This is a genomic window from Billgrantia tianxiuensis (genome assembly GCF_009834345.1).
GTDB classification, from domain to species: Bacteria; Pseudomonadota; Gammaproteobacteria; order Pseudomonadales; family Halomonadaceae; genus Halomonas; species Halomonas tianxiuensis.
In genome coordinates this window covers 492,637-515,670 of the sequence record NZ_CP035042.1, presented here as the reverse complement: position 1 = coordinate 515,670, position 23,034 = coordinate 492,637, and the positions used below count along the sequence as shown (strand labels likewise).

The following is a 23,034-nucleotide window of genomic DNA, read 5'->3' as shown; positions in this document are numbered from 1 at the left end:
CACGATGCATGGCTTCGCGCCTAGGATGGGAACGTTCCCATCAAGAGAAACACCATGCCTGCTCGACCTAGCCGGCACGCCACCATTCTCGAAGTGGCACGCGAGGCCGGCGCCTCCAAGACCAGTGTGTCGCGCTACTTCGGCGGCGAGCGTGAGCGGCTCTCTCCAGCACTGCGCCAGCGCATCGGCGAGGCCGCACGCCGGCTCGGCTATCGCCCCAACCAGATCGCCCGAGGTCTCAAGGGCGGCCGCTCGCGGCTGCTCGGCATGCTGGTGGCCGATATCCGCAACCCCTATTCGATTGCGGTGATGCATGGCGTCGAGCAGGCCTGCCGCGAGCATGGCTATTCGCTGCTGGTGGCCAATACCGACAACGACCCAGTGCAGGAGCGCACTCACCTGTCGTTGCTCGCCTCCTACCGGGTCGAGGGGCTGGTGATCAACGCCGCAGGCCGCCCCACCCGTGAGCTTCAGGCCATGGCCGAGCAGGGCCTGCCGCTGGTCCTGCTCGACCGCTGGCTGGAATCATTCGGGGCGGACGGGGTCGGGCTCGACAACGCACTCGCCATCGACATGGCGGTCGATCACCTGAGCGAGCAGGGCTATCGTCACCTGCTCTTTCTCAGCGAGCCGGTCGGGCTGGCCAGCCCTCGCCAGCAGCGCTGGCAGCGTTTCGAGCAGCGCCTGTCCGAAGAGCCGGTCCTCCACGGCGAACGTCATGACCCGACACTCGACGGCACCGCAGTGAGTGCGATCATCTCAGCGTTCCTTGCCCGAGCCGGCCGGCCCGCCGCAGTGCTGTGCGCCAACGGCAACGTGACCCTGGCCGCGACCCGCGCCCTGCAGGCACTGGGGATACGCCTGGGCGAGGTCGGCCTGCTGGGGATCGACGAACTCGACTGGTGCAGCCTCGTGCCGCCCGGCATCACCACCCTGGCCCAGCCCACCGAGGCCATTGGCCGTGTAGCCGTTCAGCAACTGCTGGCGCGGCTCGATGGCAGCGGGCCGACATCGCCGCCACGCCACGTCCTGTTCCCGCCGACACTGATCGAGCGCGGCTCGACCCGCTTCGCGGCTTGCGACATCGACAATGCCAACATCTGACCGACAACGACAGGAAGACGCCATGAAGGACGCGACACTGCCACCGGAAATCCTCGCCTTCGGCGAAGCCATGGCGCTATTCGTGGCCGAACATCCCGGCGCGATGGAGGAAGTGGAGTGCTTTCGCCGCGGCATCGCCGGAGCCGACACAAACGTCGCCATCGGCCTGGCCCGGCTCGGCTTCCGGGTCGGCTGGCTCAGCCGCGTCGGCAACGATGGCTTCGGCCGCTATATCCGCACGACGCTCGAGGCCGAGGGGCTCGACTGCCGCTATCTGACCACGGATCCCGACCACGCCACGGGCCTGGTGTTCAAGGAGCGCGCCGAGGGCGGCGCCGATCCTCGGGTGGAGTACTTCCGCCGTGGCAGTGCGGCCAGCCATCTGTCGCCTGAAGATGCCACTCAGGTAGACTTCGCCGCCGCCCGCCACCTGCACGCCACCGGCATCCCCCCGGCACTCTCCGACAGCTGCCGCGAGCTGACCCTGAACATGCTCGAGCGCGCCCGGGCGCAGGGCGTGAGCATGTCCTTCGACCCCAACCTGCGCCCCAGTCTATGGCCCAGCGAGACCGCAATGCGCGAAACGCTGAACGCGCTGGCGGCAAAAGCCAACTGGGTGCTGCCGGGCCTGGCCGAGGGTCGCCTGCTGACCGGGCTCGACACGCCCCGTGACATCGCCGCCTTCTATCTCGAGCGTGGTGCCAAGGCCGTGTTCCTCAAGCTCGGCCCCGAGGGGGCCTACTACCGCGGCATCCTGGAAGGCCACGAGACGGAAGCCACGGTAGCCGGCTTCCCGGTCGAGCGCGTGGTGGATACCGTGGGCGCCGGAGACGGCTTCGCCGTGGGCGTGATCAGCGCCCTGCTCGATGGCCTCTCGCCACAGGCCGCCGCCCGTCGCGGCAACCTGATCGGCGCCCAGGCCGTGCAGGTGCAGGGCGACATGGAGGGCCTGCCGAGCCGCACGCACCTGACCGAACTCGAGCGTCATCTGCCAGACTTGGCGTGACGGCCAGACCCAACGACGGCCCGACCCAATAACGGAGCGAGACAATGACAAAACGCATCGTCGCCTACAGCCGCCTCAAGCCGAAGCATCTCGATCAGCTCAGCCAACGTTTTCATGTCGACTATTTCGAAGCCCTGAAGGACACCGACGATCCTGACTTTCGCAAAGCGCTGAGCGAGGCCCATGGCATCGTCGGTTCGAGCCTGCTCATTACGCCCGAGCTGCTCGATGCAGCCCCACAGTTGGAAGCCATCGCCAGCATCTCGGTGGGCTACGACAACTACCCTGTCGAGGAACTGACCCAGCGAGGCATTCTGCTGTGCAACACCCCCGACGTGCTTACCGAGACCACTGCCGACACCGGCTTTCTGCTGATCATGGCCACGGCCAGGCGCGCTATCGAGCTGGCCGAATTCGTCAAGCGCGGCGATTGGCGCGAGAGCATCGGCGAGGCCCACTTCGGCAGCGATGTACACGGCAAGACACTGGGCATGATCGGCTTCGGCCGCATCGGTGCCGCTATTGCCCGCCGCGGCGCGCTAGGCTTCGGCATGCAGGTGCTCTATTCGAATGCCTCGCCCAAGCCCGAACTGGAGCGGGAGCTGGGAGCCACTCGCTGCGAGTTGGAAGAGCTGCTGGCACAGAGCGACTTCGTCTGCGTGAGCGTGCCGCTCTCGGCAGAGACGACCCACCTGATCGGCAGACGCGAGTTCGGCCTGATGAAGCCCTCGGCTATCTTCGTCAACATCGCCCGCGGCAAGGTAGTCGACGAGGCGGCACTGATCGGCGCGCTGGAGAACGGCGAGATCCGTGCTGCCGGGCTCGACGTGTTCGAGCAGGAACCGCTGTCGCCGGAATCGCCGCTGCCGCACATGACCAACGTAGTGGCCCTGCCCCATATCGGCTCGGCGACCCACGAGACCCGTGAGGCCATGACCCAGCGTGCGGTGGACAACATTACGCTCGCTCTCGAAGGCAAGCGGCCGATCAGTCTGGTCAACGAAGCGGCCTTCCTTCAGCGCACCACTGCACATTAGGCACAACGCCGCCTAACACTCTCACCGCGAGGAACCTCCATGCCCGCACCGCTCTGCCTGCTCTTCGACTCCGATGGTACCCTGGTCGACAGCGAAATCCTGCTCGCCGAGGTCATGGCCGAGGTTCTGCCCCGCCATGGCCTGCCCTTCACGGCCGCGCAGTACATGGAGGAGTTCCGTGGCGTTCGCTTCCTGACCATCGTGCTCGAGCTGGAGCATCGCCATCGTGCGCTGGGCGAAGCACAGCGCCAGGCCATGGAGGACGAGATGCGTGCGCTGATGGAAGCACGCATGCGCGAGCAACTGATGCCGATCGCCGGCATGGCCGACGCCTTGGCGGCACTGCACAGTCACCCTCGCGCGGTGGTCTCCAACGGCCCGGAACGCAAGATCCGCTGCGCCATGGAGTGCGTGGGTTTCAGCCATCACTTCAGTCACCTGTTCAGTGCCTACAGCCTGGGCGTCTGGAAGCCGGACCCTGCGCTTTACCTCAAGGCGGCCGACGCCATGGGCCACCCACCGGAGCGCTGCGTGGTAATCGACGACGCCGCCGTGGGTGTGGCCGCCGGCATGGCGGCCGGCATGCAGGTGATCCACCTCAACCGCTTCCCCGATCAGGAGGCGACGCCTGCCGGAGCCACGGCCATTCACCACGCCAGCGAGCTGCCAGCCGCCATCGAGCGCCTGTCACGGCAGACCCAGGCTGCGCCTTTCACGTTGCAGCGCAGCATTAAGTGACCTAAACATAAAGTGACCCAAACGTCGCATGACGTACTGATCGAATCAGGTTCCCGCCATCAATGACAAGGAGTCACGATGAAAACGCATTTCTCTGGCCTCGTGCCGCATACGCCAGTCGCCATGATGGACATATGGAAGCTGGGCATCATGGCATTCGAACTCTGGACGACCTCGTTGGCCACCATCACCATGCGGCATGGCCTGTGGCACACCCAATCGCCTACCAGCGCCCGAATGCTCAGGGAAAATCAGCGCATGGTCACCGAAAAGCTCGAGGCAGGCATGGAAACCGGCTTCGAGATGCAGAAGGCCATGCTCCAGATGGCCTTCGGCCAAGCCACGCCCTGGTGGATCACCAGCCGGCGCACCATGACGCCCTACCATCGCCGTAGCAGCGCCAACTCCCGGCGGTTGTCCCGCCGCCGCTGACTTGCACCCTTGCCGAGGCGCTACCTACAGTGAAAAGGCACCTTGCCAAGGAGAGGTCGAAATGAAGCCAAGCGCGCTCGCGTGCAGCCTGCTGGTAGCGGCCTTCACCGTCGCACCGGCACTCGCCGCGCCGGAAACCGCCGAGACCGAGAGCGACGACGCCTCCCAAGTGGAAGGCATGAGTCCCGAGGAGTCGGAGCAACAGCTGGAGCCCACCAACGAGCCCACCGACCAGGCTCGCGTCGAGACCCGGGAGGAGGCCTTCGGCCGCTACCTGACCAACCAGGATGGCAAGAGTCTCTACGTATTCATGCAGGACGAGCAGGGTAGCGAGCACAGCACCTGCGACGAAAGCTGCGCCATCGCCTGGCCGCCTTATACCACCGAGGAAAAACCGGCCGCCGGCGAGCAGGTCGATGGCGATCGCCTGGGCATGATCGAGCGAGAAGACGGCACCCTGCAGGTCACCTACGACGGCTGGCCGCTCTACTTCTTTGCCCGCGACGTCTATCCTGGCGACGCCCTGGGCCAGGGTCTCGATCACATGGGCGGCCCCTGGTACCTGATCTCACCCGAAGGAGAAATTATCGAAGACGCCCCGGCGGAACAGGCCGAGCCAGCAGAGTCCTGAGCCACCCGGGCAAGGGCCATGACGGAGCCATGGCGGACGTCCAGGCGGCTGACCACCATTACTTCGCCTGCTAAACTCTGCGATTCCGCTCACGCCCGGAGTCCGCATGCCTGCCGCCGCCAAGTCGCTGCCCACGCCTCGTCAGTGGATCTCTCTTGCCGCCACCATCGCGGTCACGCTGTTTCTGCTGCTGACGCCAGGCGCACCACTGCTGGTTCGGGCGGGGGCCGTCATCGGCCTGTGCATCGGCCTGTGGGCTACCGGCTGGCTGCCGCAATGGCTCACGGCGCTGGTGTTCTTCACGCTGTGCACGGTGGCAGGTGTGGCACCGGCCGATATCGTCTTCGCCGGCTTCGGCTCGGCGGCGACCTGGCTGGTCTTCTCGGGTCTAATCATCGGGGCGGCGATACAGTACACCGGGCTCGGCACCAGCCTGGCCCAGGGTGTCGGCCCGTGGCTGGAAGGTTCCTACCGTCGTGCGCTGATCGGGGTGATCCTGCTGGGCCTGGCAATGGCCTTCTTCATGCCCTCCGGCATGGGGCGCATCCTGCTGATGGTGCCGATCCTCACCACCCTGGCCGACCATTTGGGCTACGAGCCCGGCGAGCGGGGGCGTACCGGGCTGATTCTCGGCGGCATGATGGGCACCTTCCTGCCCACCTATGCCATTCTGCCGGCCAACGTGCCCAACAACGTGCTGATGGGGGCCGCCGAAGCAGTGCTGGGCACGCCGCCCAACTACAGCGATTACCTGCTGCTGCACTTTCCCGTGCTGGGGTTGCTCAAGACTCTGCTGCTTATCGCCGTCATGCTGTGGCTCTACCCGGCACATCCACCGCGCCAGACGACCACCACTCTGGACGCACCTTCCCGGCTCTCCCGGCCCGAGCTCGGCCTGGCTGGCCTGCTGTCGGTGGCGGTCCTGCTATGGATGAGCGACGCCTGGCACGGCATATCGCCGGCCTGGATAGGCATGCTGGTGGCGCTGGTGTGCCTGTTTCCGGGCAGTCGCCTGATGGGCCAGAACCCATTGCAGTCCATCAGCTTCGACTCGTTTCTCTATGTGGCCGGTATCGTCAGCCTCGGCGCCCTGGCCTTTCATAGCGGTCTGGGCGAGCGCGTGGCAGGTAGCCTGCTCAGCGTGCTGCCACTGCACGAGGCTGCAGACGCCGCGGCCTTCGGCATGCTTTCCGGGCTCGCCATGCTGCTTGGCACGTTGGTCACACTGCCCGGCATCCCTGCCATTCTCACACCCATGGCACCCGGGCTTGCCAACATCACCGGCTGGACCCCGGAAGCGGTCTACATGACCCAGGTGGTCGGGTTCTCCACGGTGCTGCTGCCTTACCAGGCGCCACCGTTGATCGTCGGGATTCTGGCCGCGCGGATCTCGCTGCGCGAGACGGCCAGGCTCTGTCTGGTCACGGCCCTGCTCAGCGTGCTGCTGCTATGGCCGCTGAACTACCTCTGGTGGGAATGGCTCGGCTGGCTGTGAGAGGACAATAGACAGAAAAAATCGCCCCCGGCTAGCCGGGGGCGATCGAGTGGGGAGGCTAGCAGGCCTTGGCCATTACCAATCCTGCTCGGCGTCACCTTCCTCTTCCCACTCTTCCTCTTCATTCTCTTCTTCCCACTCGTCGGTTTCCCACTCTTCCTCTTCGTTCTCCTCTTCCCACTCGTCGGTTTCCCACTCTTCCTCTTCGTTCTCATACTCGATGGTATCGAAGTCAGTACCGCCCTGAGCGTTGCCGTTGGTTTCCGGAGCGGTCTCTTCCGGGTAGGTTTCCTGATCCTCTTCCTCGTCATGGAAATCGGCCAGGGCCAGCGGGCTGGCAGTCAGGCCAAAAGTGATGCCGACGACACCGAGCTTCTTGAGGAATTCCTTGGACATCATGTTCGTACCTCCAATGAAGTGTGAACTTCTTGCTGGATGTATTTACCGAAATCGCAGGTCAGGATTCCGACATGATTGGTAGAGCGAAATGCAGGCCAACCCAGCACAATTCCTCAAAAAACTATATATAAAACATGCCTTTGGGATTACGTCAGGATTAAAAAGGTACCCTTAGGAAGCGCCCGGGAAGTGGTGAAAAATGTCACATGAGCACAATATGACCGTGCCGCTTGCCTGAGCCTAAGCAGCACTTGCCTATCAACGAGAACCGCCCCGGCAAGGCCGGGGGCGGGTCCGAGGCGGTTGATCATATCAACCTCAGATGACATCGCCATCTTCCCTGACAACGACTGCCCATCCTTGGGCGTCAGAATTTACCAATCCTGGTCGTCATCCTGATCCTCTTCCCACTCTTCCTCTTCGTTCTCTTCTTCCCACTCATCGTCGGCGTCGAAGCCGGTGTCGCCTTCAGCTTCAGCGCCAGCACCGGCGCCCACGTCAGCATCAGCACCTGCACCGGTACCCATGTCAGTCTCGGGGTCATTACCCAAGGCGCCATCTGCTTCCGCGCCTGCACCGGTACCCATATCCGTATCGGCATCAGTGCCTAAGCCGCTATCGCCCGTTTCGGCGCCAGCATCGATACCGGTGTCGGCTCCAGCACCAGCGCCTGCGCCTGCACCAGCGTCCTCACCCGGGACAGTCTCTTGAGGCACGGCACCCTGCTCATCCTCTTCATCATGGAAATCGGCAAGTGCCAGCGGGCTAGCGGTCAGGCCGAAAGTAATACCGACAACGCCGAGTTTCTTGAGAAATTCCTTGGACATCATGTTCGCACCTCCAGAGGAGTTGAACGTGAGTTTCCTTGTGAAGCCGAGGCTTCGCTCGTCATGCGGTGAACTAGCGGAGAGGTTGGCGCTATATGCTCACCGGCATGTCCTACTCCTCCTGAAGAGTGCAGGTGCCGGGCCAATACGGCCAAATTTTATTTAAAATTCCTATGAAATCAATAATTTGCTATAGCACTGCATCTACTGAAGAAGAGCCAATAACAATGCCTGGGCGTGGTGACATCTGGCACATGGGACGGTTCTAGGCAGAATCGTCGGCCTGAGCCAGGCAGATTTGCGCTCACGTTGCAGTAGGCGACGCAATGTTACCTGCGACTTGAACACCTCGCGCTTACGCGCAATACTTAGGAAACAGCGTTCGCAAAACCATGCGGGCCTAAACTTCACGGCCCGCATGCCGATACAAGAGGTAGGTACTACTCGACAGTCCTGGACTGCGAAGGAATCTAGGTATGATCCGCCCCCTATGCCTGCTCTTCGATTGTGATGGCACGCTGGTCGACAGCGAGCCCCTGCTGGCCGCCGAAATGGCAGTCAGCCTGACCCGGCTGGGGCTACCCTTCCAGGCCAGCGATTATGTCGGTGAATTCCGCGGCAGTCGCTTCCGCAACATCGTGGCAACGCTCGAGGAGCGCTACGGCAGCGTCGATCCACTGCATCTGGCCGAAACCGAAACCGAGATGCGCAGCAATCTGAATCGCCGACTCGAAACCGAGCTCTCGGCGATAACGGGCGCGCGCGAGGCGCTCCTGGCGCTGGTCGACTACCCATGCGGCGTGGTATCCAACGGTCCCGAGAACAAGATTCGCACCTCTCTCAAGGCCATCGGCTTCGCCGATTTCTTCGGCACACACCTCTATAGCGGCTACACCGCCAACTACTGGAAGCCCGACCCGCGCCTCTACCTGCATGCCGCCAGCATGATGGGCTTCGACGCCGAAGACTGCATTGCCATCGACGATGCCCTGGTAGGCGTCAAGGCCGCTCTGGATGCCGGCATGACGGTGGTGCACCTGAACCGCTACCCCGACGCCGAAGGAACCCCCGAAGGGGCAATCATGATCAGCAGCATGTACCAGTTGCCCACGGTGATAGAGAACCTGGCGCACGCCAGGGCCATGGACAATCGGCAGGTCGTCCACGCTCGCTGAACCCGCTTGTCCGAAAACTGGCCTAGTCCCTCCATATCGGCCCGATGGCCCGATGCGTTATCATTCGGCTTACCCTCGCCTGCCTCTGCGACGCCAGGAGCTTTACGATGGCCTCACTGCAAGACCAACTGCGCGGCCTGGTCTACTCCACCGAACACGGCGATATCTGCCCGGGTTGCCGCCAGCCACAAGACGACTGCCGCTGCGCCGAACTGGCCGAACAGGAGCGTATCGCAGCGCTCGACGGCATCGTGCGCATACGCCGTGAAACCAGTGGGCGCAAGGGCAAGGGAGTGACAACGGTCAGCGGCCTCCCCTTGTCCAAGGCAGAACTCAAGACGCTGGCCAAGTCGCTCAAGAAGCGCTGCGGCACGGGAGGCTCGGTCAGTGACGATGGCGTGATCGAAATCCAGGGGGATCACCGCGAACCGCTCAAGGCCGAACTCGAGCGCCAGGGTTACACCGTCAAGCTCGCGGGTGGTTGACTCGCGAAGGATCAGGGAGGAGACATGGCTTTTCGTCTGTCCGCTATAGACAGGATGCGCTTCACGATCGGTATGCTGGCTCTCCTGGCGCTAGCCGGGTGTGCCAGCGCTCCCGACTTCACCGAACTCACCGCTCAGGTCGAGCCCCCCGCGGGGCTGGAGCCTACCGCAGACGCCGAATTGCAGGTGCAGTTGCGGGATGCCGAAGGCACTCTGGCAGCAACCCATATCACACCGCGCGGCAGTGGCCCCTGGCCGGTCGTGCTGCGCTTCGACCGTCGCACTCTCGAGGCGGCCCGCTCGCCGCAGCTGGCGGCCGAGCTGCGCCAGGGCGGCAGCTTGACCCATGTCACGGCGGAGCCCGTCGCCGTACCGGGTAGCGGCGCGAGTCCCGTCAGCTTGCCGCTCGCCCCGCGCCCGTGAACCCAGCGGTCACGGCCGCCAGTACGGCTCCCACCGGCACCTCGAGCTTGAGCGCGTAGAGCGCATCGGCGCGGGTGCGCCCCAGGTTGAGACAGGCGATGGGCTTACCGGCGCCGGCGGCCTGGCGCGCGAAACGGTAGCCGGAATAGACCATCAGCGAAGAGCCCACCACCAACAGGGCATCGGCTTCGTCGACCATGGCCTGGGAGCGGACCACCCGCTGTCGCGGTACGCTGTCGCCGAAGAACACCACGTCGGGCTTCCAGATACCCTGGTCGCAGCGCCGACAGCCGGGCACTTTGAAAGCGGAGAAATCGGCCTCGATGGCGGCATCTCCATCCGGCCGCATGTCAGCCTCCATGCTCGACCAGTCGGGGTTGCATTCGGCCAGCTCCGCATGCAGATCGTGACGCATGCGCAGGGCACCGCAGCTCATGCAGCGCACCTGCTCGGCCCGGCCATGCAAGTCGATCACCCGCCGCGAGCCGGCTTTCTGGTGCAGGCCATCGACGTTCTGGGTAATGATGCCATGGACGATCCCCGCGTCCTCCAGCCGGGCCAATGCCCGATGGGCATCGCCCGGACGCGCGCGATGCAGGGCACGAAACCCCACCAGCGCCCGCGCCCAGTAGCGCTGTCTGGCGGCATGGCTGGTCATGAACTGCTGGTGCTGCATGGGCGGGGCACACTTCCAGGCCCCCGCGGCATCGCGGTAGTCGGGTATGCCGCTGTCGGTGCTGACCCCGGCACCGGTGAGCACGGCGAGGCGCGGATGGCGCTCAATGAAATCCCGCAGACGCTCAACCGCTTCTGTCACGGCGGGCTGTCGTGTATCGTTCATCGTCTATCCATCATGCTGCGGTGCATTCTCTGGCACGGGACGTGGCCCTTTGCGCCTCAGGTTGTCTAGAATGTAATGCTTATGTGACTCTCACCGGCAAGGACGATGCCCATGGCCTGGCTGGAATATCTGCTGCCCCTCATTTTCCTGTTCCCGCTTGGGGCCATGGCCGTCATCGTCATTGCCTTGCGTAACCTGCATGATGCCCGGGTACGCTCGCCATTCAATGCCCGCCCCCTGCGCGAACCGGGCCAGGCCCTGCGCAACCGACTCGACCGTGCCTTTGCCACGCTGTTTCTCAACGGCGCACTGGGGCCCATCGTCACCCTGGCCCCGCTGGTCTACGGCATGGGCCGCATGCTCTTCGCCAGCCGCCAGAACTGGATCGAGTGGGCACTCTATGGCGCGTTGAGCACGGTCCTGGTACTGGTCTATTGTTTCCTGCTGATTCGCGACTTCCAGCATATTCGGCGCATCAAGCTGGGGCTGGCCTGCGAGCTGGCCGTGGGCCAGGAGCTGGAGCGTCTGGTCAGCCCCGAGGCCCACCCCTATTACGTGTTACACGACGTTCCCACCGATAGCGACATCATCGATCATGTGGCCATTACCCCGCACGGCGTGTTCGTGGTTGAGACACGCGCCCGGACGCGGCCGTTCACCGCGGACGGGCGCGAAATCAACGTGGTGACCGTCGAGCCCGAACGCCTGCGCTTCCCCGGCTGGAGCGAGCACCGCCCGCTGATCAAGACGCTGCGCGCCTCGCACTGGCTCGCCGCCTGGCTCGAGCGACACTGCGGCCAGCCGGTGCCGGTGATGGGCGTGCTCGCACTGCCGGGCTGGGACATCACCTGTGCCGGAACGCCTGATGGGCTGATGGTCGTCAGCGGCGAGTCGCTTGCCGACAAGTTGCAAGCACGTCATCTGGGCACACTCGACGACGCCTTGCACGACAAGGTCATTGAGGCCCTGGTCGAGCGCGCTGCGGAACTGGACCGCAACCCGGCGCTCTACGAGCCCTCGATCTGACCTGTCTCACTGACGCCAAAGCCACGGCTGGCGGGGCTTTCAGCAGATCGCGAAAAATTTTTTCGGGGCTCTTGCGCCACCGCCCGAGCGGCCCAATAATCCGCGCTTTCCACCCTGCTTGTGCGACACGCTTCCCCACTCCATGAAACTGATTACCTTCGATGCCTTTCGCACCCTGGGTATTCCTGGCGTGCGTTATATCAAGCCCGAGCGCATGTACGATCATCTCGACGAGATCCGTGGCGCCGACTGGCTGCTGTTCCCCGAATACTGGCAGCTCAACACGCTGATCCACGGTCTCAAGGCGCGTATCTTTCCCAGCCTGGCGAGCTATCAGCTCGGCCATGACAAGGTGGAACAAACCCGGGCCTTCCAGGCGCTGTTTCCCGAGCACGTACCTCCCACCGAGATCCTCGGCGCCTCGCCCCGAGCCATCGAGCGGGTCGAGGAGCGCTTCGGCTATCCGTTCATCGCCAAGCGCATCAAGAGCAGCATGGGCGAGGGCGTGAACCTGATCGACTCGCGCCCGGCCCTCGAGGCCTACCTGGCCACCGAACCGGTGCTCTATGCGCAGCTGCAGCTGCCCATCGATCGCGATCTACGCATCGTGCTGGTCGGCGGCGAGCTGCTCGCGGCCTACTGGCGCATCACCCCGCCGGGCGGCTACCGCTCCAACGTCAGCCAGGGCGGCAGCATCGATCATCGCGACATTCCCCCGCGGCCGTCACCCTGGCCCGACAGCTGGCCGAGGCCTTCCACATCAACCATGCCGGCTTCGACATCGCCATGGTGGACGGCCACCCCCTGGTATTCGAATTCAACCGGTTGTTCGGCAACCAGGGCATCGCCGACAGCGGCAAACGCATCGGCGCCGCCATCCTGCGCTGCCTGGAACGCGACGGCAACCTCGGCCCCGACGACCAGCCGCCGTTCGCCATGGCGGGCTGATCAGTCGCCGCGCAGCCGCCCGCCCATCTCCTGGGCCAGATCGACGGCATAGTGATCGGTCATGCCACCGATGAAGTCGAGCATGCGCCGATAGCTGGCGTAGAGCGACCAGGAGGGGCGCGGCGTGTTCTCGCCGATCAGCGCCAGCACGCGCTGATGCTTGAACGTCGAATGGCCGGTGAAGTGCAGCTCATGGGCGGCGCCGATGAAGGCCTCGAGCAGGATGCCCAGGGTGGTATAGGCACCGATCTCGAGCTTGGCCTTGCGTTCGTTCTGGAAGATACGCTCACGGGCCAACTGCTTGGCTGCCGCCACGCCCCAGCCCAGATCCGGATGGCAGAGCTCGAGCAGGTCGCTGGTGAGCGTGCCATTGAGCAGCGCCGTCTCGTGCTCGACAAACACGGCGCCCACGTCGTTGACGGCTCGCTCCATGGCGGCACCGCGTAGCGCGGCGATACGCCGCCGCTGGGAGACGCCGTCGCGGGCCATGCGCGGATAGTCCGGCGGCGCATCGCCGGCGATCTGCAACAGCACGTCGGCGACCTCGTCGAAGCGCAGAATGCCCATTTCCAGGCCATCCTCGAGATCCAACAACGCGTAGCAGATGTCATCGGCGGCCTCCACCAGCCACGCCAACGGGTGCCGGCACCAACGCCCCTCCCCGCGCGGCAGCAGGCCCAGGCAGCGAGTCACATCCTCGAGCAGCGACTTTTCCGACTGGTAGCAGCCGAACTTGCCGGCGCTGCCGCCATGCTCCACCGTCCAGGGATACTTCAGCAGGGTGCCCAGGGTCGCCGCAGTCAGGCGCATGCCGCCGCGAAACTGGTTGTATTCGATCTGGGTGACGATGCGAAACCCCTGGGCATTACCCTCGTAGGTCAGCAGGTCGGCCCGCTCATGCTCGGTCAAGCCTTCGAGCAGGCCGCTGCCTTCCGCTTCGGCGCGCTTGAACCAGTCGCGAATGGCGTACTCGCCGGCGTGGCCGAAGGGCGGGTTGCCAATGTCGTGCCCCAGGCAGGCAGCCTGCACGATCACGCCGAGGTCAGCGGGTGTGATCCATTGCGGCAACCGCTCGCGCAGCAGTTCGCCCACGATCATGCCCAGGCTGCGCCCCACGCAGCCCACCTCCAGCGAGTGGGTCAGGCGCGTGTGGATATGGTCGTTGTCGGTCAAGGGGTGGACCTGGGTCTTGCGACCCAGCCGCCGGAACGAGCCGGAGAAGACGATACGGTCGTGATCCTTGTGGAACGGGCTGCGGCCGATTTCATCACGCCCGCTGGTGGGCTTTCCATGCAGCCGCGAAGGGTCGAGCAATTGCTGCCAATGCATCTGCGTCATGGGCTTCCTCCTGAAGCCTTCATTCTGGCACTGCCATGGGTGACATGACCATCATCGTCGTCGCCGTCTCGCTTGTGGCCTGCCACGGGACTTGCCTAACTTGTCAGGGCGTACTCCGCAAAGGGCTTTCTCTGCAAAGGGCTCTCTCCGCAAAGAGTCACTTCCCACAGAGAGGCCACGCAATCGAGGCCACACGATCGAGGCCACACGATCGGCAAGGAGGCAGATATGGCACGCAAACCCGATGCGACCCGGCCCGAGCAGCCGGGCGACGAAGCACCTCCCGGTACGCCCGGCACCGGCGAGAACGTATGCCCGAAGTGCAAGGGCGAGGGCCGAATCAGCGACGGCACCTGTCCCGAGTGCGGCGGCTCCGGCTACGTCATCGAAGGAATAGGCGGTGGCTGAATGTTCCGCCGCGCTGGCGCCCTTCACGGCAGAAGGCCGAACCTGCACGGTTCGGCCTTCTGCTTGTCGTTCGATATGTTTGGTTTCGATACGCCTCGCGGCTCAGTAGTCGTAATCGCTGCCCTTGGCGTAGCCGCTGGTATCGCGGCGATAGGATGCCGTTGACTGCAGCCGCGGCCCCGGCGAACGCGCCGGTGACGGCAGGGCAGCGGGACGTGAAGGCAGCCCACCACTGCGCGCCGCGGCTCCACGGGCACGCTCCACGCCCTGGGGGAAGCCGCTGCGTGTGCTGTAGTCGGGTGTACGCCCAGCCTGATAAGCGTGACGCCGGGTTTGATCCTGGGCGCAATATAGGCTCACTGCGGTACATGCCCCCACTCCGACCAAGGCCAGCTTGACGCTGCCCCGCCTGGGATGATCGCGATCGGCGAGCAAGGCCAGCAGGGCCGCCAGATCCAGGATATCGCCGGCACTACGCGCCCATAGTGCGGGTTTGGGATTGACCGTGAGCGCGCCAAAACCGGTCGCGACACCACGCGCTCCGCAGGTACGCACCAAGGCTTCGGCCCCTTCGACCCCGAGCGCACGGGTCACGCTGCGCGGCGCCAGCAGTTGATACAGCCCCAACCCGATGCCGAGCCAGCCGAGCCCCCGTGCCAGCCGGTCACTGGGCTTTAGTGAATGGCGACGATCGATGTTCATGCTCACCTCCTTGTCATTTGCCTGCTACCCGCCGATCAGGGCTTGAGCACCACCTTCACGCAGCCGTCCTGCTTGTCGCGGAAGGTGTTGTACATGTCCGGCCCCTGCTCGAGCCCGGCACTATGGGTGACCACGAAGGAGGGGTCGATCTGCCCCTCGTCGATCAGGCTAAGCAGCTCGTCGGTCCAGCGCTTGACGTGGGTCTGCCCGGTGCGCACGGTCAGGCCCTTGTTCATCAACGGCCCCATGGGCACCTTGTCGATCAGACCGCCATAGACGCCGGGAATCGACAGAATGCCCCCCGGGCGACAGACGTAGATCATCTCACGCAGCACGTGGGCGCGGTCGTTCTCCAGCATCATCGCCTGCTTGAAGCGGTCGTAGATCGAGTCGAGGGAGCGCGGCACGTGGGACTCCAGCCCCACCGCATCGATGCACTTCTCCGGCCCCTTGCCGTGGGTCAACTCCTGCAGGCGGGCGAGCACGCTCTCTTCATCGAAGTTGATCGTGATTGCCCCGCCGGCCTCGGCCATGGCCAAGCGCTCCGGCACGTTGTCGATCACCACGACCTGCTCTGCCCCCAGTAGTACGGCGCTACGCACGCAGAACTGGCCGACCGGGCCGGCGCCCCATACGGCCACGGTGTCGGTGGGCTCGATGTCGCATTGCACCGCGGCCTGCCAGCCGGTGGGGAAGATGTCGCCGAGGAACAGTACCTGCTCGTCGGTTAGGCTGTCGGGTACCTTGACGTGGGTGTTGTCGGCGAAGGGTACGCGCACGTATTCCGCCTGACCGCCGGCATAGCCGCCGGTGAGATGCGAGTAGCCGAACAAGCCGGCGCCGGCATGTCCGAAAACCTTGTCGGCCAGCGCCTTGTTACGGTTGGAGCGCTCGCAGAGGGAAAAATTGCCGCGCCGACACTGCTCGCAATCGCCGCAGGTGATGGTGAAGGGCACCACGACGCGGTCGCCAACCTTGAGGTCGCGGGTCTCGGCGCCGACTTCCATCACCTCGCCCATGAACTCGTGCCCCACCACGTCGCCCGACTCCATGGCCGGAATGAAGTGGTGAAAGAGATGAAGGTCGGAGCCGCAGATGGCGCAGCTGCTCACGTTGATGATGGCGTCACGGGGATCCTCGATGCGAGGGTCGGGAACCGTTTCGTAGCGAATGTCGTTCTTGCCGTGCCAACACAGCGCTTTCATTGACTCTCTCCCTGTCTGTCCGCGTAAGCGAATGTCCTGACCTCACCATAGTGCAGGCCCGGCAAGCAGCAGGTAAGGGAGTTTGGTTCCTCGGTTACGGCTCTTTGCCAAGCTCGGCTTGCCTGTCCAACAAGCCAAACTCAAACCTAGGCAGTCCATGCCTGGGCTGCGCAAAGATCGGCCTCGAGGCCATCCTGGGCTAGTGCCACATTGGGTGGCAATGCCAGGGTCACGCTCATTAGCTCGGCATCCACCTCATGTCCCAGGTGCGTCAGCCACGCCTGGCGCGGGGCCAGTCGCTCGAGGATCTCCAACGCCATGGGTACCGTGTTGTGGTTACGCGGCTCCGCATGGCTACCCGGATACGTGGCGTCGAGCACGACCACATCGGGCCGCCAGTCTCGCAGAAAGCGATCGGTCTCGACCGGCAGGCCGCAGGTATCGGTGAGATAGGCCAGACGCGTACCGCCGTCATCCAGGCAGAACCCCAGTGTCGGCTTGCTGTGGGTGAGCGGTACCGGAATCACCTCGCACCCGACCAGGCGCAGCGGCCGGAACGGCTTGAGCCCGGGCTGGAAATCCAACACGCCGGAATGCTTGAAGAGATCGGCACAGCCGTGGGCATCCTTGGGCCCGTAGACGGGGATCGGCTCGCCGGTACCCCAGCGCAGGTGAAAGAGCCCCTGGACATGGTCGGCATGGTAGTGAGTCAGCAAGATCGCCGCCGGACGCTCGCGCTCACAGCTTTCCGCCAGGTCCATGCGGCCGGCATCGAGCAGGTAGCGGTGGCCATCCACCCTCACCTCGGCGCAACAGGGCCCGCGTCGGTGGCAGCTCAACACCCGGGCGCGCTCGCACGCCGCGCAATCACAACCGAAGCGCGGCACCTGGGCACTGTCGCCTGTGCCGACGAAGCGCAGCCTCATGACATGCACTCCTCGGTCAGCCAGGCATCGAGCGCCGCCACGGTGGTCGCCAAGGCCCCGCTGTTGTCGAGCCGATGCACCCCGAGGCAGGCCTGGTCCAGACGACGATGGCGGGCCAGCCGCGCCTCGATCTCGGTGGAGTTCTCGCGACCGCGGGACATCAACCGCTCGTAGAGCACCTCGGGGCGCGCAGAGACTAGCACCGGGCGCAGTTGCCGGCTGAAACGCGCCTCGGCCCTTGCCAGCGCATGGCGGCTGCCGTTCACCAGCACCGTCATGCCCCGTTCGAGCCAGGCTTCCACCTCGATGCCCAAGGCATAATCCAGGCCATGTGCCTGCCAGTCGAGGCAGAACAGGCCCGCCTGGCGGCGCCAAGTGAATTCTTCTCGGCTGAGGCTCACGCAGTCCTCACTAGCCTCGCTCTTCCGGGTGATGTAGCGATGAGCCACCGGCCACTGCGGATGACGGCGCCGGGCAGCACGCAGCAGGCTGTCCTTGCCCACCCCACTGGCCCCCATCACGTAAACCAGTCGTCCCGCCTCGCCAAGGCCGGCCATCAGTGCACCTGCCGGCCAGCCGACCAGACTCGCTCGACCAGAGGGTGATCGTCGCACAGCCTGGCCCGGATCAGGTCCGCACGCGCTCCCGCGGCGAGCCGCCCACGGTCGGTCAGGCCCACGGCCTCGGCCGGTATCCGCGAAGCGGTGGCCACCGCACGGGGGAGTGAATAGCCGCCCTCCATTCGCGCGATGCGGAACACGGCATCGAGCAGCGCCGCGGGGTAATAGTCGGAAGAGAGCACGTCCAGCACGCCACGCGCTACCAGGTCGGCTGCGGCAATGTTGCCGGAGTGCGAACCGCCGCGCACCACGTTGGGCGCGCCCATCATGACGGCCATGCCGGCGCGGTGCGAGGCCTCGGCCGCCTCCAGGGTTGTCGGAAATTCGGCGACCCGGGTGCCGTATTCGCGGCTCTCGGCGACGTGCTCCAGGGTGGCGTCGTCATGGCTGGCCAGCGCCAGGCCGCGAGAATGGCACTCGGCAGCAATGGCGCGTCGATGCTGGGCGCTGTAGCGGGCACTGCTGGCACGCTGCTGGGTGACGAAGGTCTCCAGCTCGCTGTCGCTCAGCCCGTACTTGCCCTGGTAATAGGTGCTGTAAGCCTCGAAGGAAACGAACTGGCGCTGCCCGGGGGTATGGTCCATCAGCGACACCAGGCCCAGCCGCGGCAGATCGGCGAGTTCGCGGAAGCGCTCCAGCGTTTCGGCCTGGCTGACCTCACAGCGCAAGTGCAGACGGTGATCGACCCGCGCCAGCCCACCGTCGACGATATCGTCGATCGCCCGGCACATCTCGGCGAGCGCCTGGTGGCGCATGCTCTGCTTGTTGACGTCGCCGATGGCCACGGCATCGAATACCGTGGTGATGCCGCTCGCCGCCATCTGGGCGTCGTGGGCCAGCGCCGCCTGGCGCGCCGGCCAGGCCACCTTGGGGCGCGGCTGAAAATACTTCTCCATGTTGTCGGTATGCAGCTCGACCAGCCCCGGCAGCAGATAGTCGCCGTCGCAGTCGATCGCCGCCGGATGCCGGCTCGGGGCGATATCGAGCCCGGCGATGCGTCCGTCGCGTATCACCAGACTGCCCGTCACGACCTCGTCGTCGAGTACCAGCCGAGCGTTGCTGAGGATCTGTTCACGCATGGTCGTTCTCCTGGAGAAGCTGGCTGGCATCGATCCGCGCACGGCTCGGGTCGTCCATGTAGTTCTCGAGCGGCAGCAGGCGATCGGCCACGCGCTCGCGTACGTCCTCGTCGTGAAAGATGCCGAGCATGGCGGCACCGCGAGCCTTGGCCTCGCGAATCAGCTCGATCACCACCGCGCGGTTGGCGGCATCCAGTGAGGCCGTGGGTTCGTCGAGCAGCAGCAAGGGATGCTCGCCGATAAAGCCGCGGGCAATGTTGACGCGCTGCTGCTCGCCTCCGGAGAAAGTCCCGGGCGGCAGCGACCACAGCCGCTCGGGGAGGTTGAGCCGGGCCAGCAGCGTCTCGGCGCGATACCTGCTCTCGACGGCATCGGCTCCGCGTGCCAGCAGTGGCTCCATCACCACTTCGCAGGTCGAGACCCGCGGCACCACGCGCAGGAACTGGCTGACGTAGCCGATCACGTCGCGGCGCAGGGCGTGCCAGGCATGGGCCGGCAACTTGCCGAGCTCCATCGGGCCGTCACTGAAGTGCAGCCGAATACGTCCCTCCCCAGCCAGATAGTTGCCGTAGAGGATCTTCAGCAGCGTGCTCTTGCCGATGCCGCTGGGCCCAGCCAGCACCAGGCACTCGCCGCGCCGGAGATCGAGCGCGAGATCGCGCATGACCGTGAGCGCGAGCCCGCCCTGGCCGTGCAGCACGAAGCCCTTGCCCAGGCCTTCGACGGTGAGAATCGGGGTCATTGTCGTCTCCTCGGTCAGGGTGTCAGCACCGACGACACCAGCAACTGGGTGTAGGCGTGCTGCGGGTCGTCGAGTATCTGGTCGGTGAGTCCCGCCTCCACCACCCGACCACGGCGCATCACCAACAGGCGGTGGGCCAGCAGGCGGGCCACGGCGAGGTCGTGGGTCACCAGCACCATCGAGAGCCCTAGCTGGCGCACCAGGGTGCGCAGCATGTCGAGCAGGCGCGCCTGCACCGAGACGTCGAGCCCGCCGGTGGGCTCGTCCATGAACACCAGCCGCGGCCGGGTGACCAGGGTGCGGGCGATCTGCAGGCGCTGCTGCATGCCGCCGGAGAAGGTGCGCGGGGCGTCGTCGATGCGCGCGGGATCGAGTTCCACCTGGGTCATCCAGTCCTGCCCGGCGGCACGCAGCCGGCCATAGTGGCGCTGGCCCAGCGCCATCAGGCGCTCGCCGACGTTGGCCCCGGCCGAGACACCCATGCGCAGGCCGTCGCGCGGGTTCTGGTGAACCAGGCCCCACTCCAGACGCAGCAGCGCGCGGCGGCGCGCCTCCCCAATGGCGTAGAGGTCGGTCTCGAGGCTGTCTCCCGGGCGGTGATAGACCACCCGGCCGGCATCCGGCGCTTCCAGGCCGGCAAGCACGCGCAGCAGGGTCGACTTGCCGGAGCCGGACTCGCCGACGATGCCGAGCACCTCGCCCACATGTAGACGAAAGTCGACCGCCTCGCAGCCCTTGCCGGGTCCGTAGAGCCGCGTGACCTCCTGTACGTCAAGCAGGACGGGGCGAGCCAGGTCGGGGCGACGGAGCGCTGAACCAGGCTCTGCTTCAGGACATTGGGAACCAGGAAGATCGGGACGGCTCATGCGCTCTCCTCGCGGCGGCGTTCGCAGTAGTCGGTATCGGAGCAGACGAACATGCGTCCGCCGGCATCGTCGGTGATCACTTCGTCGAGGAAGCTCTCGGCGCTGTCGCACAGTGCGCAGCGCTCGTCCCAGCGCTGGATCTCGAAGGGGTGATCCTCGAAGTCGAGACTCTCGACCCGGGTATGCGGCGGTATGGCGTAGAGCCGCTTCTCCCGGCCGGCGCCGAACAGCAGCAGCGCGGGGCTCATGTCGAGCTTGGGATTGTCGAACTTGGGGATCGGCGAAGGATCCATGACGTAGCGGCCATCGACCTTGACCGGATAGGCGTAGGTGGTGGCGATATGCCCATGCCGGGCGATGTCCTCGTAGAGCTTCACGTGCATCACCCCATACTCCTCCAGGGCGTGCATCAGCCGGGTCTCCCGCTCGCTGGGCTCGATGAAGCGCAGCGGTTCGGGTATGGGCACCTGGAACACCAGGATCTGGCCCGGCTCGAGCGGCGTCTCGGGAATACGGTGGCGGGTCTGGATCACGCTCGCCGCCCGCGTCGCGGTTGTCGTCTCGACGCCGGCCACCCGCTTGAAGAAGGCGCGAATACTGACCGCATTGGTGGTGTCGTCGGCACCCTGGTCGATCACCTTGAGCACGTCGTCGGCGCCGAGAATGCTGGCGGTAAGCTGCATGCCACCGGTACCCCAGCCATACGGCATGGGCATCTCGCGGCCGCCGAAGGGCACCTGGTAGCCGGGAATGGCCACCGCCTTCAGCAGGGCGCGGCGGATCATGCGCTTGGTCTGCTCGTCGAGGTAGGCGAAGTTGTAGCCGTTCATACAGTGCTCCCGAGAGTCGCGGCGTCTGCTGTGCTTGCCTGAGGTTCGCCTTGGGACGGTCCGTCTTCGGTGGCCTCGGCGCGGTCAGGGGACTTCGCCTCGTATTCCCGTCGCAGGCGGCGCAGCAGTTCCAGCTCCGACTGGAAATCGACGTAGTGCGGCAGCTTGAGATGCGAGACGAAGCCCGAGGCCTCGACGCTGTCGGCGTGGGCCAATACGAACTCGGCCTGCTGGGCAGGGCCCTGGACCTCCTCGCCGAGCTCCTCGGCGCGCAGCGCGCGATCGACCAGCGCCATGGCCAGGGTCTTGCGCTCGCTATGACCGAAGGCCAACCCGTAGCCCCGGGTGAACTGCGGTGCGGCCTCCCGGGAGCCGCCGAACTGGTTGATCATCTGGCACTCGCTCAACGCGATCTCGCCGACGCACACCGCCTCGCCCCACTCCTCGACGAAAATCTCTACCTCCACCTGGCCCAGGCGGATCTCACCGGCAAAGGGGTGGTTGCGCCCATAGCCACGCTGGGTGGAGTAGCCCAGTGCCAGCAGGTAGCCCTCGTCGCCACGCGCCAGCATCTGCAGCCGCGTGGCGCGGTCGACCGGATAGTCGGGCGGCTCGCGGGTGATGTCGCCGGGCTCGGCACCGTCGTCGCGCTCGCGCTCGATCAGCCCTTCGGCATCGAGCAGTTCGAGGATCTGGGGGCAAGGCTCCAGGGGCTGCTCGCTACGCTCGGGTGCCGGCGTATCGCCCTCGGCGAGCAGCAGGAAATCGAGCAGGCGGTGGGTGTAGTCGTAGGTCGGCCCGAGCACCTGGCCGCCGGGAATGTCCTTGTAGGTGGCACTGATGCGCCGCTCGATGCGCATGCTGCCGGTGTCCAGCGGCTCGCTCACGGCCAGGCGCGGCAGCGTGGTGCGGTAGGCGCGCAGCAGGAAGACCGCCTCGATCATGTCGCCGCTGGCCTGCTTGATGGCAAGCGCGGCGAGCTCGGGATCGTAGAGCGAAGCCTCGGCCATGACACGGTCGACGGCCAGGCGCAGCTGGTCCTGGATCTGCCCGACCTCGAGTTCGGCCCGCTCGCGCTTGCCGCGGCGCCGGTCAGCCAGCAGGCGGTGGGCGTTGGCGATGGCGCGCTCGCCTCCTTTCACGGCTACGTACATCAGGCGATCTCCTCGATGCGGGTGGTACGTGGCAACGCGGCGAGCCGCTCGCCACAGGTGAGAATGGCGTCGAGCCCACAAGGGAAGGACTGGCGATTGGCGGCGAGCCGCAGCATCAGGGGCCGAGCGCGCTCTTCCACACGAAGCGTGCGTTGGGCCGGTATGCCCGGCCCGCTCAGCTGCCAGGTGCCGCTTCCGGTGTCGCCGCTATCGAGGAGCTCGAGGGCGACCAGCAGCGTGGTACTGCGATCGGGGTACTCGTCGCTACCCAGCGCGAAATCCGGCGCCTCGCACAGCGCTGCCGGCGTCACCAGCGCGAAATCCGCCGACACCGGCTCGTCGGTCAGGCGGCAGCCGGTATGGAAGGGCAGCGCCTCGCGCAGTGCCGGCGTATCCAGTGCGGGGGCGAGCCATACACGGACATCGAGATCGCACAGCGTCAGCAGCGTGCCCCACAGCGCAGAACCGATGGTTGCTTGCGGTGGCGCCGGAGCCGCCAGGGTGTGCAGGGTGCCGGGCTCGCTCATTGCCGCCAGCACTTGGCGGAACAGCCGCTGGCTGTCGTGGACAGGGTCGTTCAGGGTCGGCCAGGGCATG

The 23,034-nt window shown here is 65.5% G+C and carries 27 protein-coding genes; 13 read left to right on the top strand and 14 right to left on the bottom strand.

Annotated elements, in window-relative coordinates:
* Positions 1-54 precede the first annotated feature (54 nt).
* From EKK97_RS02340 to EKK97_RS02310, 7 genes are all read left to right on the top strand, one after another.
* The gene (locus tag EKK97_RS02340) at positions 55-1,104 is read left to right on the top strand and encodes a LacI family DNA-binding transcriptional regulator (protein WP_159548615.1); all 1,050 of its coding nucleotides are present in this window, start codon (positions 55-57) and stop codon (positions 1,102-1,104) included.
* 22 nt (positions 1,105-1,126) lie between these two features.
* Positions 1,127-2,110 carry a sugar kinase gene (locus tag EKK97_RS02335; RefSeq protein ID WP_159548612.1) on the top strand — a complete coding sequence of 328 codons (984 nt, stop codon included), beginning with the start codon at positions 1,127-1,129 and terminating at the stop codon, positions 2,108-2,110.
* Between the two features lie 44 nt (positions 2,111-2,154).
* Positions 2,155-3,147, top strand: coding sequence for a 2-hydroxyacid dehydrogenase (locus tag EKK97_RS02330; protein ID WP_159548609.1), 993 nt, complete (start codon positions 2,155-2,157; stop codon positions 3,145-3,147).
* 39 nt (positions 3,148-3,186) lie between these two features.
* On the top strand, positions 3,187-3,885 hold the full coding sequence (locus EKK97_RS02325) for an HAD family hydrolase (RefSeq protein ID WP_159548606.1): 699 nt from the start codon (positions 3,187-3,189) through the stop codon (positions 3,883-3,885).
* A gap of 78 nt (positions 3,886-3,963) precedes the next feature.
* The gene (locus EKK97_RS02320) at positions 3,964-4,317 is read left to right on the top strand and encodes a hypothetical protein (protein WP_234287188.1); all 354 of its coding nucleotides are present in this window, start codon (positions 3,964-3,966) and stop codon (positions 4,315-4,317) included.
* Positions 4,318-4,378: 61 nt separating this feature from the next.
* A complete protein-coding gene (locus tag EKK97_RS02315; RefSeq protein WP_159548603.1) occupies positions 4,379-4,948 on the top strand; it encodes a COG4315 family predicted lipoprotein in 570 nt (189 codons plus the stop codon).
* A gap of 106 nt (positions 4,949-5,054) precedes the next feature.
* Positions 5,055-6,443: an SLC13 family permease gene (locus EKK97_RS02310; RefSeq protein WP_159548600.1), complete on the top strand. Its 1,389-nt coding sequence runs from the start codon at positions 5,055-5,057 to the stop codon at positions 6,441-6,443.
* 75 nt (positions 6,444-6,518) lie between these two features.
* On the opposite strand, the gene EKK97_RS02305 is transcribed toward EKK97_RS02310, so the two are convergent.
* Together EKK97_RS02305 and EKK97_RS02300 are read right to left on the bottom strand one after the other, a co-directional pair.
* Positions 6,519-6,842, bottom strand: coding sequence for a hypothetical protein (locus tag EKK97_RS02305; RefSeq protein WP_159548597.1), 324 nt, complete (start codon positions 6,840-6,842; stop codon positions 6,519-6,521).
* A gap of 374 nt (positions 6,843-7,216) precedes the next feature.
* Entirely contained in the window at positions 7,217-7,672 is a 456-nt protein-coding gene (locus EKK97_RS02300; protein ID WP_159548594.1) for a hypothetical protein, read from the bottom strand.
* A 473-nt stretch (positions 7,673-8,145) separates the two neighbouring features.
* On the opposite strand from EKK97_RS02300, the gene EKK97_RS02295 reads away from it, so the two are divergent.
* From EKK97_RS02295 to EKK97_RS02285, 3 genes are all read left to right on the top strand, one after another.
* The gene (locus EKK97_RS02295; RefSeq protein ID WP_159548591.1) at positions 8,146-8,844 is read left to right on the top strand and encodes an HAD family hydrolase; all 699 of its coding nucleotides are present in this window, start codon (positions 8,146-8,148) and stop codon (positions 8,842-8,844) included.
* 107 nt (positions 8,845-8,951) lie between these two features.
* Positions 8,952-9,329, top strand: a complete 378-nt coding sequence (locus EKK97_RS02290; protein WP_159548588.1) for a translation initiation factor Sui1 — start codon at positions 8,952-8,954, stop codon at positions 9,327-9,329.
* 24 nt (positions 9,330-9,353) lie between these two features.
* A complete protein-coding gene (locus EKK97_RS02285) occupies positions 9,354-9,752 on the top strand; it encodes a YbaY family lipoprotein (RefSeq protein ID WP_159548585.1) in 399 nt (132 codons plus the stop codon).
* Here EKK97_RS02285 and EKK97_RS02280 read toward each other — a convergent pair.
* Complete coding sequence (locus EKK97_RS02280) at positions 9,724-10,593, bottom strand: NAD-dependent protein deacetylase (protein ID WP_159548582.1); 870 nt, start codon at positions 10,591-10,593, stop codon at positions 9,724-9,726. The two genes, EKK97_RS02285 and EKK97_RS02280, sit on opposite strands and share 29 nt — an antisense overlap.
* Before the next feature lie 111 nt (positions 10,594-10,704).
* On the opposite strand from EKK97_RS02280, the gene EKK97_RS02275 reads away from it, so the two are divergent.
* The gene (locus EKK97_RS02275) at positions 10,705-11,619 is read left to right on the top strand and encodes a nuclease-related domain-containing protein (protein WP_159548579.1); all 915 of its coding nucleotides are present in this window, start codon (positions 10,705-10,707) and stop codon (positions 11,617-11,619) included.
* A gap of 142 nt (positions 11,620-11,761) precedes the next feature.
* Positions 11,762-12,619, top strand: coding sequence for an ATP-grasp domain-containing protein (locus EKK97_RS02270; protein WP_236551358.1), 858 nt, complete (start codon positions 11,762-11,764; stop codon positions 12,617-12,619).
* Here the strand turns inward: EKK97_RS02270 and EKK97_RS02265 are convergent.
* Complete coding sequence (locus EKK97_RS02265; RefSeq protein ID WP_159548576.1) at positions 12,568-13,905, bottom strand: deoxyguanosinetriphosphate triphosphohydrolase; 1,338 nt, start codon at positions 13,903-13,905, stop codon at positions 12,568-12,570. The genes EKK97_RS02270 and EKK97_RS02265 overlap by 52 nt on opposite strands.
* Positions 13,906-14,133: 228 nt before the next feature.
* On the opposite strand from EKK97_RS02265, the gene EKK97_RS02260 reads away from it, so the two are divergent.
* The gene (locus EKK97_RS02260; RefSeq protein WP_159548573.1) at positions 14,134-14,313 is read left to right on the top strand and encodes a hypothetical protein; all 180 of its coding nucleotides are present in this window, start codon (positions 14,134-14,136) and stop codon (positions 14,311-14,313) included.
* 102 nt (positions 14,314-14,415) lie between these two features.
* On the opposite strand, the gene EKK97_RS02255 is transcribed toward EKK97_RS02260, so the two are convergent.
* From EKK97_RS02255 to phnH, 10 genes are all read right to left on the bottom strand, one after another.
* The gene (locus EKK97_RS02255; protein WP_159548570.1) at positions 14,416-15,015 is read right to left on the bottom strand and encodes a hypothetical protein; all 600 of its coding nucleotides are present in this window, start codon (positions 15,013-15,015) and stop codon (positions 14,416-14,418) included.
* A 35-nt stretch (positions 15,016-15,050) separates the two neighbouring features.
* Positions 15,051-16,220, bottom strand: coding sequence for a zinc-dependent alcohol dehydrogenase (locus EKK97_RS02250; RefSeq protein ID WP_159548567.1), 1,170 nt, complete (start codon positions 16,218-16,220; stop codon positions 15,051-15,053).
* Positions 16,221-16,366: 146 nt separating this feature from the next.
* Positions 16,367-17,146: a phosphonate metabolism protein PhnP gene (gene phnP, locus EKK97_RS02245; RefSeq protein ID WP_159548564.1), complete on the bottom strand. Its 780-nt coding sequence runs from the start codon at positions 17,144-17,146 to the stop codon at positions 16,367-16,369.
* Positions 17,143-17,703 (bottom strand): phosphonate metabolism protein/1,5-bisphosphokinase (PRPP-forming) PhnN, encoded by a 561-nt coding sequence (gene phnN / locus EKK97_RS02240; protein WP_159548561.1) that lies wholly within the window; start codon positions 17,701-17,703, stop codon positions 17,143-17,145. The genes phnP and phnN overlap by 4 nt, the downstream gene beginning before the upstream one ends.
* Positions 17,703-18,845, bottom strand: coding sequence for an alpha-D-ribose 1-methylphosphonate 5-triphosphate diphosphatase (locus EKK97_RS02235; protein WP_159548558.1), 1,143 nt, complete (start codon positions 18,843-18,845; stop codon positions 17,703-17,705). The genes phnN and EKK97_RS02235 overlap by 1 nt, the downstream gene beginning before the upstream one ends.
* A complete protein-coding gene (gene phnL, locus EKK97_RS02230; protein WP_159548555.1) occupies positions 18,838-19,587 on the bottom strand; it encodes a phosphonate C-P lyase system protein PhnL in 750 nt (249 codons plus the stop codon). Before phnL ends, EKK97_RS02235 begins: the two co-directional genes overlap by 8 nt.
* Positions 19,588-19,601: 14 nt before the next feature.
* Complete coding sequence (gene phnK / locus EKK97_RS02225; RefSeq protein ID WP_159548552.1) at positions 19,602-20,453, bottom strand: phosphonate C-P lyase system protein PhnK; 852 nt, start codon at positions 20,451-20,453, stop codon at positions 19,602-19,604.
* Positions 20,450-21,283 carry an alpha-D-ribose 1-methylphosphonate 5-phosphate C-P-lyase PhnJ gene (locus EKK97_RS02220; protein ID WP_159548549.1) on the bottom strand — a complete coding sequence of 278 codons (834 nt, stop codon included), beginning with the start codon at positions 21,281-21,283 and terminating at the stop codon, positions 20,450-20,452. Before EKK97_RS02220 ends, phnK begins: the two co-directional genes overlap by 4 nt.
* Complete coding sequence (locus EKK97_RS02215) at positions 21,280-22,437, bottom strand: carbon-phosphorus lyase complex subunit (protein ID WP_159548546.1); 1,158 nt, start codon at positions 22,435-22,437, stop codon at positions 21,280-21,282. Before EKK97_RS02215 ends, EKK97_RS02220 begins: the two co-directional genes overlap by 4 nt.
* A complete protein-coding gene (phnH, locus tag EKK97_RS02210; protein WP_159548543.1) occupies positions 22,437-23,033 on the bottom strand; it encodes a phosphonate C-P lyase system protein PhnH in 597 nt (198 codons plus the stop codon). Before phnH ends, EKK97_RS02215 begins: the two co-directional genes overlap by 1 nt.
* Between the last annotated feature and the right edge of the window lies 1 nt (position 23,034).